This is a genomic window from Brooklawnia cerclae (genome assembly GCF_011758645.1).
In the GTDB taxonomy this organism is placed as follows: Bacteria; Actinomycetota; Actinomycetes; order Propionibacteriales; family Propionibacteriaceae; genus Brooklawnia; species Brooklawnia cerclae.
Genome location: NZ_JAAMOZ010000003.1, coordinates 1 through 13,633 on the forward strand (window position 1 = coordinate 1; position 13,633 = coordinate 13,633).

Consider the following 13,633-nt stretch of genomic DNA (forward strand, 5'->3'; position numbering starts at 1 on the left):
CGGGCGTCCGTCACCCTACCTGCAGGCCCGGCTCGACCTCGCGCTCGACCTGTGGCGCCAGGGCAAGGCGACGGTGTTCATCGTCTCGGGCAGCACCAGCGACGACGAGCCCGCCACGATGCGCGACTACCTGGTCGAGAACGGGGTGGACGAGGCCGACATCGTCCTGGACGAGGGCGGGGACGACTCCTACGCCTCGTGCGCCCGGGCCGCCGACCGGTTCGGCGTCGAGCAGATCACCGTGGTGTCGCAGAGCTATCACGTTCCCCGCACGGTGGCGACCTGCCGCCTGGTCGGTATCGACGCGGTCGGGGTGGGCGACGACACCCGGGCCAAGGACGCCACCTGGAACAGCTACGTGCGCCGGGAGCTGGCCGCGAACATCAAGATGCTGATCGACGTCGTCGCGCGGCGCGATGTCGGGCAGAACGAGCCCGACCCGGCTGTGCGCGAAGCACTGGAGCGGCACGGCTGAGAGGGCGTGCGGCCCGATCGAGCGGGCCGCGAGGCTCCGTGCTGGCTGCGTACGCTCCCGCGGCTGGTCTACCGCCTGATGCCCGCCGACCTCACCAGCCGGCGGCCGTGGTCGGGCCGCCGTGGCGTCCCATGCCCCGGTAGACCCATCCCGCGTCGGTCCAGCGCTGGGGGTCGAGCACATTGCGTCCGTCGATGATGATCGGGGTGCGCACGAGCCCGCGCAGGACGACCGGGTCGAGGTCGATGTACTCGCGCCACTCGGTGAGCAGCAGGACGAGGTCGGCGTCCCGCACCGCCTCGTCCACGGTGTCCACCACGTTGAGGTTCGGTCGTTTGCTGCGCAGCGCCGTGGCCGCCGCGGGATCGGTGATGGCCAGGTCTGCCCCGCGCGCCCACACCTGCTGTGCGACGTCGAGGGCGGGCGAGTCGCGCAGGTCGTCGCTGTTGGGCTTGAACGCCGCGCCCAGCACAGCCACCCGGTGACCGACGAATCGGCCACCGAGCAGGTCGGACGCGAGGTCCACGGCCTTGTCGCGCTGCCGCAGGTTGATGGCGTCCACCTCGCGCAGGAAGGTGAGGGCCTCGTCCACCCCCAGCTCACCGGCCCGGGCCATGAACGCGCGGATGTCCTTGGGCAGGCAGCCGCCACCGAACCCCACACCGGCGCGCAGGAACTTGCGCCCGATCCGGGGGTCGTAGCCGATCGCGTCGGCGAGCTGGGTGACGTCGCCGCCGGTGGCGTCGCAGAGCTCGGCCATTGCGTTGATGAAGCTGATCTTCGTGGCCAGGAAGCTGTTGGCCGCGACCTTGACCAGTTCCGCGGTGGGCTGGTTGGTGAGCATGCGGGGGATCCCCAGGCCCAGCAGGGACGCGTAGCACTCGTCCAGGACCCGTTTGCCGATGCTTGCGCGGTCGGGGTCGTCGGGCAGCCCGTAGACGATCCGGTCGGGCTTCAGAGTGTCCTCCACCGCGAACCCCTCGCGCAGGAACTCCGGGTTCCACACCACGACGAGGTCCTTGCCCGAGGCGTTCGCCGACTCCTGGACGCGCTGCGCCGTGCCGACCGGCACCGTGGACTTCCCGGCGATCACCACCGGGCCGGCCGAGGTGTCGGCGTGCGTCAGGATCGTGTCGATCGCCGCCCGCACGTAGGTGAGGTCGGCCGCGTACCGCCCCTGCAACTGGGGGGTGCCGACGGCTACGAAATGCACCTCGGCGTCCGCGATGCGATCCGGGTCGGTGGTGAACTCCAGCCGTCCGGACGAGGTCTGCTCGGCCAGCAGATCGCCGAACCCCGGCTCGAAGAATGGTGGACGCCCGGCGCTGAGGTCGGCGACCTTCGCCTCGTCGACGTCGAGACCGACCACCTGGTGACCCAACTTCGCCATGCAGGCCGCGTGCACCGCGCCCAGATAGCCGCAACCGATGACTGATACGCGCACAGCCCTCAGGCTAGCGGGTGCCTCGCCGGGACGCTCATCTGGTCGCGGGCGTAGCCGTGGACATCCCTTCGACAGGCTCAGGGATCGTGGAGCACGCGACAGGTTCAGGGGTCGGGGCACACGCTCGTTGAGCTTGTCGAAACGAGCTGCCAGAGCCCGTCGGAACGAGCTGCCAAGGCCGAAACCGGCCGCCCGAGCGCACGCGACAGGTTCAGGGATCGGGGCACACGCTCGTTGAGCTTGTCGAAACGAGTTGCCAGAGCGCACGTGTACGGAGCGCCGTGCCGGGCGTGCGAGAATATGCCGCATGGTTTCTCTTCCCTCCAGGTTGTCCCAGCGCGTGGAAGCGGTTGCGGGCATCGATCCGGAGTTGCGTCCGGCGACCAAGCCCCAGTTCGGTCATTTTCAGTCGAACGTCGCGTTGCGCCTGGCGAAGCAGGAGGGCAGGCCGCCGCGCGAGGTGGCCGAGCGGATCGTCCGGGAACTCGATCTGGCCGATCTGTGCGAGACCCCGGAGGTGGCCGGTCCCGGATTCATCAACTTCCGCATCCGCGCCGACGTGCTGGCACAGACCGTGAACGAGCAATCGGCCGATCCCGGCGCGGGCATCGCACGGGCCGAGCACCCGCAGACGGTGGTGATCGACTACTCGTCCCCGAACGTCGCCAAGCAGATGCACGTGGGGCACCTGAGGTCGACCATCATCGGTGATTGCTTCAACCGCGTCCTTCGGGCGCTCGGGCACCACGTCATCGCGCAGAACCACCTCGGCGACTGGGGCAGGCAGTTCGGCATGCTGATCGAGCAGGTGGTCGACGAGCACCTCGACCTGGCCACGCTCGACCTGGCCGGGGCGGAGGCCCTGTACCGGCGGGCGAACGTCCACCTGAACCAGGACGAGGCCTTCGCCGAGCGGGCCAGGGAACGCGTCGTCAAGCTGCAGTCGGGCGACGAGGCGACACGGCAGGCGTGGCGGCGCCTGATCGAGATCTCGCTGGAGGGCTTCAACCGCACCTACGAGCGCCTGAACGTGCTGCTCACCGACGCCGACCTGGACGGCGAGTCGGTCTACAACGAGGATCTGCCGGGGATCGCCGACGACCTCGAGGCCCGTGGCATCGCCCAGGTCGACCAGGGTGCGCTCGTCGTGTTCGTCGACGGCATCGACGCACCGGCGATCATCCGGAACTCGGCCGGTGGCTACGGCTACGACGTCACCGACCTGGCCGCCGTCCGGCGCCGGGTGGACGACTTCGGCGCGAACCGGATCGTCTACGTCACCGACGCCCGGCAGTGGCACCACTTCCACCTGGTCTTCGAGGTCGCCCGCAAGGCGGGATACCTGCCCGACGACGTGAGGGCCGAGCACGTCGGCTTCGGCATGGTGCTGGGTCCCGGCGGCACGCCGATCAAGACCCGTGACGGCGGCACGGTCACGCTGGAGAGCCTGCTGGACGAGGCGGAGGAACACGCGACGCCCGAGATCGCCCTGGCCGCCATCAAGTACGCCGACCTGTCGAACTCCCTGCAGAAGGACTACGTCTTCGACGCCGAGCGCATGACCCAGACCACCGGTGACACCGGCCCCTATCTGCAGTACGCGCACAGCCGTTGCGCCGGCATCCTGCGAGAAGCCGAGGCACGGGGTGTCGCGTGGGACGAGGTGGGACTGCTGGCCGAGCCGGCCGAGCAGGAACTCGCCCTGTGGCTCACGAGGTTCGGCGAGACCGTCCAGGTCGTCGCGGACGAGTTGACCCCGCACAAGCTGTGTACCTACCTGTTCGAGCTGGCCACGAAGTTCTCGACCTTCTACGAGCAGTGCCCGGTGCTGAAGAGCACCGACGAGGTGCGTGCCTCCCGGCTGGGGCTCGTGGCAGCGACCAAGCAGGTGCTGGCGACAGGGCTCGACCTGCTGGGGATCGTGGCTCCCGAGCGTATGTGACGCCCGTGGCCTGAGACCGCGTCGACGGGCTCGATCGTCCCGGGACCGTGGTTCCTATGCCCGCGGATCGTCCCAGCGATCGAGTTGCACATGTGGGGCCGGGACGGCGCGCTGCGGCGGGGTGTGCCCGGGCTCGGCCCGCTCCGCGGCGACCACGGCCGCTCCGACGATGCCCGCCTGGTTGAGCAGTGTCGCGGGGACGATCGGTGTGTTGAGCTGGAGCAGGGGAAGGAACTTCTCACTGCTCTTGCTCACGCCGCCGCCGACGACGAACAGGTCGGGCCAGAACAGCTTCTCCATCGTGGAGTAGTAGAGCTGCAGCCGCTTGGCCCAGCGGCGGTAGCTCAGGCGCTGCCGGGTCTTCACCCCGGCGGACGCGCGGGTCTCGGCGTCGTGCCCGGCGACCTCGATATGACCGAGCTCGGTGTTCGGCAACAGGACGCCGTTGTTGATGATCGCGGTGCCGATGCCCGTGCCGAGGGTGGTCACGATGACCACGCCCGGATGGCCCTTCGCGGAACCGTAGCGCACCTCCGCGAGGCCGGCGGCGTCCGCGTCGTTGACCATGACCACCGGACGCCCCAGGCGCTCGGTGAACAGGGCGTCGGCGTTCACGCCCACCCACGACTTGTCGAGGTTCGCCATCATCGGGATGACGCCGTGCACCACGGGCCCGGGGATTGCGATACCGACCGGCGCCTGCCCGACAAGGGGAGTGAACTCCGCGACGATCTCCGCGACGATGTCGGCGCAGGCCTTGGGCGTCGCCCGCCTGGGCGTCGGGATGCGTACGCGTTCGGCGATCAGTTCCCCGGTCGCCAGGTCGACCGGAGCACCCTTGATGCCCGAGCCGCCGATGTCGATGCCCACCACGGGGTGCGCTGCCGAATTCATGGCGCCAATCCTAGTCATCTCCCAGTCGCGAGACCTAGCCGCATTTCCTGATCGGGCGTTTCCGGGCCACGGTCGGACGTGTCGCCAGGTCAGCTCAACAGGTCGATGGCCGTGTGCAGGCCGACGACCAGCGGCAACGTTCCTGACCAGGCCCGTAGCACCCCGAGGACGATCCCGACGAGGGTCAGCGTGCCGACGATCCACAGGGGCTCCCCCTGCACGATCAGCCTGGGCACGTGCATCATCCCGAACAGCACAGCCGTGACGAGCACGAGCCAGACCGAGCGCGAGGTGATCTCACTCACCCGGCGCCACAGGTAGCCACGGAAGAGCGTCTCCTCCGGCAAAGCCGCCCCCACCAGGTAGAAGACGACGCCTCGGGCCAGCGCTGCTCCCGGCGGTTGCCGGATGACGGCGACCAGCACGGTTGCCGTCGCGACGAGCACCAGGGCCGCGATCCAGTGCCGGCGGGGGGCGCGGTACGCGTCCAGCACGGTGCGATCGGCGGCGATCGCCGCAGCGGTCACGAGGACGCCCGCGACCAGGCCCGCGACCTGCACGGCGCGGTCAGAACCGAGCGCCGGGTAGATGCCGGCCTGCAGAGCCCACAGCAGCGCCACGTAGGCGAGCCAGGCGAGGGTGATGGAGACGACCGGTCGCGTCGGCACCCGCCAGCGCGCACCCGGTGTCATGGGACGACCATAGACCCGCCTAGGCTGACCGGGTGAAGGTGCGCTACTCGACGGACAGCTGCGAGGGGATCAACCCGACTCGCCCCGACGGCACCGGCTGGACCCACACGATGGTGCTGCACGACGGAAGCGTCGTGTACGCCGACACCGCCGCCGAGGTGGTGGACGAGTTCATGCCCGGCTATCTGGATGCCGACGAGGACGCCCGCGCGGCGGCGCGCATCCGCCACGCCCGCAAGTTGGCAGCCGTGGCTCAGCGCCTCATGATCGAAAGGGCGCGTGCCGCGGGGGTCTTCGACCCGGACGATCCTGCGCAGGCGCAGATCGACGAGCTTCTGGCGATGGACAAGGGCCTCTCGCTGGGGCTGGAGCTGCCTGACGCGCCCGGTCGTCCCGCCGACTGGCTGCCTGCCGTCGGACTCGTCCTGTTGACGACCAGCTATGAGCCCCACACCGACCAGCCGCGGATCGGCGGCAACGTGGTCTGGATCGATCCGACCACGGACGACGCATACCTGGACAGCCTCGGCGCATGCGGGGTCTTCTCCTACTGGGCCGCCGGACACGTGCCGGGCGTGACCGGCTGAGGGCCGGGGCCTGAGGGCTGGGAGTGGCCGTACCGGTGCGGCGGTTCGCGTCCCTTTCACGCGGCCCGCGTGTTCTTCGCGCAGGTGGTGCGTACTCGCGCGGGTGGTGTGAGGCCCGCGGGAAATCCGGGCACCCGCGTGAGGTCAGGCGGCCCGCGTGAACGGGTGCCCCGAACCCAGAGGTCCGCGTGAGGCCGGGACAGCCCGCATGAGGCTCCGGCCCGGGTACGGCTAGGCTCGTCCCCGACGACGAGAGGACACGCGGATGAGTTGGTTGGTCACGGGCGGAGCCGGGTACATCGGCGCACATGTGGTTCAGGCGTTCCGGGAGGTGGGGATCACCCCGGTCGTGATCGACGACCTGTCGAGCGGGCACGAGGGCTTCGTCCCCGACGACGTCGCGTTCGTCCGCGGATCGGTGCTCGACACCGATCTGGTGGCCTCGACGCTGCGCGACAACGGCTGCGAGGGGGTCGTCCATCTGGCCGGCTTCAAGTACGCCGGGGTCAGCGTCCGTGAGCCGCTGCACACCTACGACCAGAACATCACCGGCACTGTGTCGCTGTTGCGGGCCATGCAGCAGGTGGGCGTCCACCACTACGTGTTCAGCAGCTCCGCCTCGGTCTACGGGACGCCGGACGTCGACCTGGTCACCGAGGACACCGCGTTGCGCCCCGAGTCGCCCTACGGCCAGACGAAGCTGATCGGGGAGTGGCTGGCCGCGGACATGGCCGCTGTCGACCCCGATTGGCGTCACACCAACCTGCGCTACTTCAACGTGGTCGGGTCCGGCACGGATGCCCTCTACGACACCAGCCCCCACAACCTGTTCCCCATCGTCTTCGACGCGTTGCTCGCCGGCCGGACGCCGAAGATCTTCGGCGGCGACTACCCGACGCCCGACGGCACCTGCGTGCGCGACTACGTGCACGTGGCCGACCTGGCCACCTCGCATGTCGCCGCGGCACAGGCGCTGGCGCAGGGGCGTCCGCTTTCTCCCGCGTACAACCTGGGCAGCGGCGAGGGCAGCTCGGTGGCACAGATCATGTCGGCGATCCGCGAGGTGACCGGCATCGACTTCACCCCCGAGGTCGCGGCACGGCGTCCGGGCGACCCCGCCCGTATCGTCGCCGACGGTCACCTGGCCGCCCGCGACCTCGACTGGGAGATGCGGCACTCGCTGCGGGACATGGTGGCCTCCGCCTGGGCCGCGCGGCAGGCTCACAGCGCCTGAGGACGGCGCCGAACATTATTGGGGTTGATCGTCGGTCGTACTCGACCCACGATCAACCCCAATAATCTTGTGGGCACGGCCACGGGCGGATCGCATGCGATCGAGCTCGGTCATCGCGAGGTGGCGGGCGTCGGCGGCGTCCAGGTGCTGGCAGGTGAGGATCACCGGGCCGGGTGAGATGTGTGCCTCGACGCTCGCCAGGCGCAGACGGCGCTGGACCGGGCCCTGGACGAGTCGTACCGACTGCACGCGGGCGTGCGGGACGATGGCCATCCTGCTGACCAGGAGGTGACCCACGGCGACGAGCACCTGCTCGTCGTGTCCCCAGGCGAACGTCTGCGCGTCGAGCCATCGGAACCAGCGGGCGCGGCGCGGCACCCGGCGGAGCGGGATGGAACCGACGTCCACGCTCGGCCACACCGCTGCGAGCACCGCGTCGACGTCGTCCCGGTGCCCGACGGGCAGCAGGACGGTGCTGACCTGGCCCTCGTCGCCGCCGACGGCGTAGCCCAGGACGCTCATCCGCATCCGGTACCAGCCGAACGGGCGCCACGGCAGGGATTGGCAGATCTCGATGCCCTGGATGCGATCGAGGGGAATCGTCTGACTGACCAGCGACGTCAGGCCCCGGGCCACCCGGACGCCGCCTGCCGCGGTGACGGTCAGCGTGAAGTTGAGCTCCGTGCGCAGGCGCGAGACCAGTATGGACGCGAGCGCGAGCGCCACGGGTGCCGCCAGCACGGCACCGACGACGGCACGCAGGTCTCCGCTGAGCGCCACACCGAGCGCGGAGACGCCGATCGTGACGAGTGCCGGCACGACGAACCCCTCGCCGAGCAGGGTCGCCCCCACCAGCCGCAGCGCGGGGACGCGGACGACGACCCGGTCGGCGGCGGAGCGGTCCTCGAACAGGCCTCCGACCGGCTGCGCGAACGAGCCCTCGGCGCTGAGCTGCGTGCCGTGTGCGCGGGCGACGAGGTAGTCGCGCAGCTGGTAGGCGCGCTGGCGGCTGAGGTACTCGATCGTCTTCGAACCGCCCTGGCTGCCGATGTCGATCCTCAGGGCGGCCAGGCCGATGATGCGGGCCACGAGGGGCTGCACCACGTCCACCGACTGGATCTTGGTGAAGGCGATGCGTTCCGAGCGGTGCTCGATGAACCGGTGCTCGATGCGCACCTGCTCGTCGTCGATCACGAAACGGGTGAACCGCCAGCTGAAATAGCCGATGACCAGTGGGCCCAGGAATCCCACGCCGACGGCGGCGGCGAGCAGCCACCACATCCGCTCCCAGTCGCCGAGACCCCCGCGAGGGATGTCCTGGACGATGTAGGCGACCACGGCTGCCACCGCGATCCACCCCTTGACGAGCGGCGACAGCGGGTGGGGGCGTTCGGTGACCGGGTCGGTGCCGGGCTCGGTCACAGCCCTGCCGCCTGCGTCTCGCCCCGTAGCGTCAGGCGGTCGCGCAGGGCTGCGGCATCGTCGGGTTCGAGGCCGGGGATGTGGGCGTCCGACTGTGCTGAGGCGGTGACGAGCTTCACGTCGGACAGGCCGAATGCCCGGTCGAGAGGGCCGGACGACACCTCGACCGCCTGCATGCGTCCATAGGGGACGACGGTCAGCCGCCGGATCCAGATGCCGTGCCTGATGTACAGGTCGGTGTCGCGCTCGGCGAAGCCCCACGAGCGGGCGATGGCTCCCTGTCGGGCGACTCGCCAGACGATCACGGCCAGTCCGACCGCTCCCAGCACCCAGGCGATCCATCCCGGTGCCGCCAGCGCCGTGGGGACGACGGCGACAGCCACGACGACGATCCAGCCCGCGGCGGTGGAGAGTCTGCGAAGTGCGCCGTAGCGCGGGGACACCGGCGTCCACGTGACTCCCGGTGGCGCGAACACGTCGGCGGGGGAGGACATCGTCAGAACTTGCCCTTGATCCGATCGCCGAGGGTGATGTGGTTGCCGCCGCGGACGACGATGTCGCTCATCAGGTGGAATCCCTCGACGATGATCCGGGGGGCACCGACGACGGCCGGGCGGATCCCCTTGACCTTGAAATCGCTCATGATCGAGGTGCAGTCGTCGACGACCTCGGCGCCGTCCGGGATCCAGATCTTCAGGTCGCTCATCACCGCGCTCAGCTTGATCACGACCTCGCTGGACTCGAAGAACGCCTCCCGCAGGTCGAGCTTGACGCTGCCCATGACGGCGTTGACGGTCAGCTGCGCCGGGACGACCCAGTTCCCCTTGCGTTCCTTTGAACTGAGGATGGCCGACACCTGGCTGCTGATGTAGCTGGTGGGCAGCCGTGCGCCGTTGTCGGGACGCAGGGTGATCTCGTCGGCGTCGGCGTGGTGGGTGTCCTGGATGGGGACGATGTCGCGGACGAGCTCGTCCAACTCGGGCTGCGTGCGGGCGACGAGCGTCCGGTCGAGGCGGTCCTCCGTCTCCTCGGAGGTGAGCCGGCCCTCTCGGAAGGCGTTGCGGATGACGTCGACGGTCGCCTCCCGGTCGGCGTCGGAGACGCGGATCAGTGACTGCTCCGCGGGAGGCTGCCGGAAGCTCGGCTCGGAGGTCTCGGGGTCGTGCGTCATGGGGCCATTGTTCCAGACCTGGGCGTCCCTGGGATCGGTGATTTCACCCAGGGAGCCCTGTGGATCGGGACGCGGATGCCGGGCTCAGCCCAGCGCGGCGACGGCTGCGTCGTAGTCCGGCTCGGTACCGATCTCGGGGACCAGCTGGGTGTAGGTGACGGTTCCGTTCCCGTCGAGGACGACCACCGCCCGGGTCAGCAGCCCCTTGAGGTCGCCGTCGAGGAGCGTGACGCCGTAGTCCTCGCCGAAAGTCGAGCGGAAGGCGGAGGCGCTGACGACGTCGTCGATGCCCTCGTTGACGCAGAAGCGGCTCTGGGCGAAGGGCAGATCCTTGCTCACGGAGACCACGACGGTGTTGTCGAGGCCGGCGGCGAGTTCGTTGAACGTGCGGACGCTGGTGGCGCACACGCTGGTGTCGAGGCTCGGGAAGATGTTGAGGACGACACGCTTGCCCGCGAACTGGTCGAGCGTGATGGGTGCGAGGTCGCCTCCGACGAGTTCGAAGGCGGGAGCGGGCTGGCCGACGGCAGGAAGATCGCCGGATGTGTGGACGGGGTTGGAGCGACGGGTCACGGTTGCCATGCTCCCCATTCTTGGGCGGCGGGTCGAGCGGCCGCAGGGTTTTCGCCATCGGCTGAGGAAGCAGGGTGGACGTGGTTCCCGAAAGAGGTAAAGGACACTTGACGTAAAGGACGCTTTACTTTAGGGTGGGCCGCATGACACGACCCATGGACGGACCCATGCCGCGGCGCACTCGCTGGGGACGTGCGCGACACGGCGGTGGGACGGCGACCCTGTGGCTCGGAGTCGGCTCCATCGGCCTGGCACTGGCCGCGGGCCTGGGCGGTGTCCTCGCCTGGACGAGCGACCCCGGCGTCCGCGGTGTCGCTTTTGTCGTCGGTGTGGTCGTGACCCTGCCCGTCGCGTGTGCCATCGGGTGGGTCCTTCTCGTCGACCGCGGCACGATCTCAGGTGCCGTGGAGCGTCCGGACGAGTCGATCGAGGGCGTCTGGTACGAGCGTGCGGCGAGCGGCGCGCTGCCGGACGTCTTCATGACCGCGGGGCTCGGCGGTGCGGCCCTCGCCATCACCGGCTGGGAGGTGCCTGCCGGCGCCGTGCTCATCGCGCTGGCCGTGCTTATCGCAGCCGACGTCGCGGTGCGTTACCTGGTGCAGCGACGGGCGGAGGCCTGATGCGCAACCGGCTGCCGGACGCTCGCGCCCGGCAGGGCTGGTCACAGCAAAGACTCGCGGACGAGGTCGGGGTCTCGCGTCAGACGATCATCTCGGTCGAGAAGGGACGCTACGATCCCTCGCTGCCGCTGGCCTTCCGGCTTGCCGGGGCCTTCGGCTGCCGGATCGAGGAGCTGTTCGAACCGGACGAGGAGTGATGCCGCGCAGTTCGTCTCGTCCGGGGTTCGTCTTGTCGGGGTGACGTGTCGCGGCGCGGCGTATGCCCGTACAAGCCAAGACCCTATACCCACCATGATATTGTCGCCGTGCGACGCAGTGGTGCGTGCACAACGGCCGGAGTAGCTCCACACAAGGACAGTGCCGGAGCCGGCAGGGCAGTGAGATCACCCGGGACTCGATCGGTTGTCGGATCCCGAGCCATCGGTTCGGGCCGGAAGGTCTCACCGCGATGGCAACTGCTTCCGGTGCCGCCTCACCGCGGGATTCGGCGATAGATGAACAGTGAAGGAGACCCAGTGTCCGATGACGTGCACCTCATGGCGGATGAGACGATCCTTGATGCGAAGGATCCCTATGCGCTGACGAAGGACAAGATCAAGGATCCACCCAAGGGGTGGGGCCCGAGCCTGCGGTTCCTGGGCCCCGGCATGGTGACGAGTGCGGCGGTGGTCGGCTCGGGCGAGTTGCTCACCGCCACGACGCTGGGGGCCAAGGTCGGGTTCATCCTCCTGTGGCTGGTGTTCGTCTCGACCTTCGTGAAGGTGGGGGTCCAGATCGAGTTGGCTCGCTGGTCGATCTCGACCGGCGAACCGTCGGTCGCCGGCTACAACCGGGTTCCTCCCTTCATCGCCAAGCGGGGATGGATCAGCTGGGTTGGGCTGCTCAACTTCACCCAGGTGGTGATCGGTCAAGGCGGGGTCCTCGCCGCGGCCGCCCTCGCCCTCTCGATGATCGTGCCCATCAACGGAGACCCCTTCTCGACCCTGTCGCTGAGCTTCTGGGTCGTCGTGATCGTCGTCGGCGTCATAGCGATCCACCTGTCCAACAGGTACGGGATCGTGGAACGAATCGCGACGGCGCTCGTCCTGATCGTGACCGTGGCCACCATCGTCATGGTGTTCGGTATCGAGTTCACCCCGTTCGCCTGGTCGGCGGGCGACATCGGCTCGGGACTGACGTTCCAGGTCGCGGCCGGCTCGATGGGCATCGCCCTCGGGATGTTCGGCTTCACAGGCGTCGGTGGTGGCGAGATCACCCAGTACACCTACTGGTGCGTCGAGAAGGGGTACGCGGCCTGGACCGGCCCGAACGACGGATCCGAGGAGTGGGCCGAGCGTGCGCGCGGCTGGATCGCCGTCATGAAGAAGGATGCCTGGGTGTCCTGGGCGATCTACACGGTCTCGACTGCGGCGTTCTACATCCTCGGCGCGTCCGTGCTCCATCCGCAGGGCCTGGAGCCTTCGGGCAACGAGGTGCTCGAGGTGATCTCGAAGATGTTCACGGACACGGTGGGTGAGTGGAGCAAGGTCGTCTTCCTGCTGCTCGCCGCGCTGGCCCTGATCAAGACCCTTCTGGCGAACGTGCCGGGCTTCTCGCGGCAGGTCTCGAACACCTTGGCCGTCTTCGGTGTGTTCGACTGGAAGAACGTGCACAGCCGCAACGTATGGATGCGGGGCCTGATCGTGGGCCTGCCCATCATCTGGGGGGCCTTCGCGATCGCGCTCAAGGCGCCCCTGACCATGGTGCTGACGGCGGGCATCTTGAACTCGGTCTTCCTGATGACCATCGTGATCGCGGTGGTCTACCTGTCCCGCAAGGAGACGGATCCGAGAGTGCGTGACGGGAAGGTGTTCACCACCTACCTCTACGTCTCGGGCATCGCGGTCTTCATGGTCGGGGTGCTTTCCCTGATAGACGCGCTGTGAGCGGATATCGGAATCGCCGGTCGTGGTAGCCGAGGAAAGGCGGGAGACGTATCTGCTCGTCAGATGGTGAGAGCGAGTGGCGGTGTGCGGGTTCATGACATCTCAATCCCGAACGCCCTGGCGAATCGATCTCTATCGAAGCTGGGCGCCTGGGCACACAGATCCGCTCCACTCCGGTCCGTATGCCAAGATCAGCCGCAACGGTACGGTCGAGCGACCCCGCTTCAAGGCAATCCGGTCCTGGGAGGTCGACCATGAACGATACGAAGCCGGCGGTCTTCGTCTCGAAGGTGTGCGGCGCGCCGAATCGGCGCCCGTCTATGCGGTAGAACGCCCGCCAGCGTCCGCTTGGGAGTCGCTGCGTGGTGCCGAGCGATTCGGGTCTGGTGCGCTTATTGGCCATCGGTGGATGCCCTTTCCGTGCCGTGCCCGGCATGCCCACGTGGGGCCACGAGTACACGGGAGGGTCTTAACGCGCTCCCAAACAGGTTCCTAGCCATCTGTCAACCACCTATTGACTAGGTGGTTCGGTGTGGAGCGGGCGACGGGAATCGAACCCGCGTGTCCAGCTTGGGAAGCTGGCGCTCTACCATTGAGCTACGCCCGCAAGCCGCCAGTGTGGCGATGCGTCAGTGAGTCTAGCGCATCGGCTCG

15 protein-coding genes and 1 tRNA gene are annotated in these 13,633 nt (G+C 68.7%); 7 read left to right on the plus strand and 9 right to left on the minus strand.

All coding sequences use genetic code 11. The features are described from left to right. Window positions 1-475, plus strand: a 475-nt coding sequence (locus FB473_RS14650) for a SanA/YdcF family protein (RefSeq protein WP_167170380.1), incomplete at its 5' end; no start/stop codon positions are given. A 91-nt stretch (window positions 476-566) separates the two neighbouring features. Here FB473_RS14650 and FB473_RS14655 read toward each other — a convergent pair. Continuing rightward, window positions 567-1,919: a nucleotide sugar dehydrogenase gene (locus FB473_RS14655; RefSeq protein ID WP_167170385.1), complete on the minus strand. Its 1,353-nt coding sequence runs from the start codon at window positions 1,917-1,919 to the stop codon at window positions 567-569. 307 nt (window positions 1,920-2,226) lie between these two features. Between FB473_RS14655 and argS the strand changes: the two genes are divergently transcribed. Continuing rightward, entirely contained in the window at window positions 2,227-3,861 is a 1,635-nt protein-coding gene (gene argS / locus FB473_RS14660) for an arginine--tRNA ligase (protein ID WP_167170389.1), read from the plus strand. Window positions 3,862-3,915: 54 nt separating this feature from the next. Here the strand turns inward: argS and ppgK are convergent, their stop codons facing one another. Then, the gene (ppgK, locus tag FB473_RS14665; RefSeq protein WP_167170392.1) at window positions 3,916-4,755 is read right to left on the minus strand and encodes a polyphosphate--glucose phosphotransferase; all 840 of its coding nucleotides are present in this window, start codon (window positions 4,753-4,755) and stop codon (window positions 3,916-3,918) included. An 89-nt stretch (window positions 4,756-4,844) separates the two neighbouring features. Next, window positions 4,845-5,447: a CPBP family intramembrane glutamic endopeptidase gene (locus FB473_RS14670; RefSeq protein WP_167170395.1), complete on the minus strand. Its 603-nt coding sequence runs from the start codon at window positions 5,445-5,447 to the stop codon at window positions 4,845-4,847. 32 nt (window positions 5,448-5,479) lie between these two features. Between FB473_RS14670 and FB473_RS14675 the strand changes: the two genes are divergently transcribed. Further along, window positions 5,480-6,034, plus strand: a complete 555-nt coding sequence (locus FB473_RS14675) for a hypothetical protein (RefSeq protein WP_167170398.1) — start codon at window positions 5,480-5,482, stop codon at window positions 6,032-6,034. Between the two features lie 265 nt (window positions 6,035-6,299). Beyond that, complete coding sequence (gene galE, locus FB473_RS14680; protein ID WP_167170401.1) at window positions 6,300-7,268, plus strand: UDP-glucose 4-epimerase GalE; 969 nt, start codon at window positions 6,300-6,302, stop codon at window positions 7,266-7,268. Window positions 7,269-7,283: 15 nt separating this feature from the next. Here the strand turns inward: galE and FB473_RS14685 are convergent, their stop codons facing one another. The 4 genes from FB473_RS14685 to tpx all read right to left on the minus strand — a co-directional run bounded on the left by FB473_RS14685 (window position 7,284) and on the right by tpx (window position 10,443). After that, window positions 7,284-8,690: a PH domain-containing protein gene (locus tag FB473_RS14685; RefSeq protein ID WP_167170404.1), complete on the minus strand. Its 1,407-nt coding sequence runs from the start codon at window positions 8,688-8,690 to the stop codon at window positions 7,284-7,286. Then, the gene (locus FB473_RS14690) at window positions 8,687-9,184 is read right to left on the minus strand and encodes a PH domain-containing protein (RefSeq protein WP_167170408.1); all 498 of its coding nucleotides are present in this window, start codon (window positions 9,182-9,184) and stop codon (window positions 8,687-8,689) included. The genes FB473_RS14685 and FB473_RS14690 overlap by 4 nt, the downstream gene beginning before the upstream one ends. Window positions 9,185-9,186: 2 nt before the next feature. After that, a complete protein-coding gene (locus tag FB473_RS14695) occupies window positions 9,187-9,861 on the minus strand; it encodes a DUF1707 SHOCT-like domain-containing protein (RefSeq protein ID WP_167170410.1) in 675 nt (224 codons plus the stop codon). An 84-nt stretch (window positions 9,862-9,945) separates the two neighbouring features. Then, window positions 9,946-10,443: a thiol peroxidase gene (gene tpx / locus FB473_RS14700; protein WP_167170413.1), complete on the minus strand. Its 498-nt coding sequence runs from the start codon at window positions 10,441-10,443 to the stop codon at window positions 9,946-9,948. Window positions 10,444-10,577: 134 nt separating this feature from the next. On the opposite strand from tpx, the gene FB473_RS14705 reads away from it, so the two are divergent. The 3 genes from FB473_RS14705 (at window position 10,578) to FB473_RS14715 (ending at window position 12,979) form a co-directional block, all read left to right on the plus strand. Further along, window positions 10,578-11,054, plus strand: coding sequence for a hypothetical protein (locus FB473_RS14705; protein WP_167170416.1), 477 nt, complete (start codon window positions 10,578-10,580; stop codon window positions 11,052-11,054). Then, window positions 11,054-11,251 (plus strand): helix-turn-helix transcriptional regulator, encoded by a 198-nt coding sequence (locus tag FB473_RS14710; protein WP_167170419.1) that lies wholly within the window; start codon window positions 11,054-11,056, stop codon window positions 11,249-11,251. Before FB473_RS14705 ends, FB473_RS14710 begins: the two co-directional genes overlap by 1 nt. A 318-nt stretch (window positions 11,252-11,569) precedes the next feature. Further along, window positions 11,570-12,979 (plus strand): Nramp family divalent metal transporter, encoded by a 1,410-nt coding sequence (locus tag FB473_RS14715; RefSeq protein ID WP_341770149.1) that lies wholly within the window; start codon window positions 11,570-11,572, stop codon window positions 12,977-12,979. On the opposite strand, the gene FB473_RS18650 is transcribed toward FB473_RS14715, so the two are convergent. Together FB473_RS18650 and FB473_RS14720 are read right to left on the minus strand one after the other, a co-directional pair. Further along, entirely contained in the window at window positions 12,942-13,415 is a 474-nt protein-coding gene (locus tag FB473_RS18650) for a hypothetical protein (RefSeq protein WP_481748778.1), read from the minus strand. The genes FB473_RS14715 and FB473_RS18650 overlap by 38 nt on opposite strands. 97 nt (window positions 13,416-13,512) lie before the next feature. After that, window positions 13,513-13,586 (minus strand) — tRNA-Gly (locus FB473_RS14720). Between the last annotated feature and the right edge of the window lie 47 nt (window positions 13,587-13,633).

Coding starts and splice junctions, on each gene's coding strand:
- argS (WP_167170389.1), top strand. CDS start 2,227: ATGGTTTCTCTTCCCTCCAGGTTGTCCCAGCGCGTGGAAGCGGTTGCG.
- galE (WP_167170401.1), top strand. CDS start 6,300: ATGAGTTGGTTGGTCACGGGCGGAGCCGGGTACATCGGCGCACATGTG.
- FB473_RS14695 (WP_167170410.1), bottom strand. CDS start 9,861: ATGACGCACGACCCCGAGACCTCCGAGCCGAGCTTCCGGCAGCCTCCC.
- FB473_RS18650 (WP_481748778.1), bottom strand. CDS start 13,415: ATGCCGGGCACGGCACGGAAAGGGCATCCACCGATGGCCAATAAGCGC.
- FB473_RS14690 (WP_167170408.1), bottom strand. CDS start 9,184: ATGTCCTCCCCCGCCGACGTGTTCGCGCCACCGGGAGTCACGTGGACG.
- tpx (WP_167170413.1), bottom strand. CDS start 10,443: ATGGCAACCGTGACCCGTCGCTCCAACCCCGTCCACACATCCGGCGAT.
- FB473_RS14670 (WP_167170395.1), bottom strand. CDS start 5,447: ATGACACCGGGTGCGCGCTGGCGGGTGCCGACGCGACCGGTCGTCTCC.
- FB473_RS14710 (WP_167170419.1), top strand. CDS start 11,054: ATGCGCAACCGGCTGCCGGACGCTCGCGCCCGGCAGGGCTGGTCACAG.
- ppgK (WP_167170392.1), bottom strand. CDS start 4,755: ATGAATTCGGCAGCGCACCCCGTGGTGGGCATCGACATCGGCGGCTCG.
- FB473_RS14705 (WP_167170416.1), top strand. CDS start 10,578: ATGACACGACCCATGGACGGACCCATGCCGCGGCGCACTCGCTGGGGA.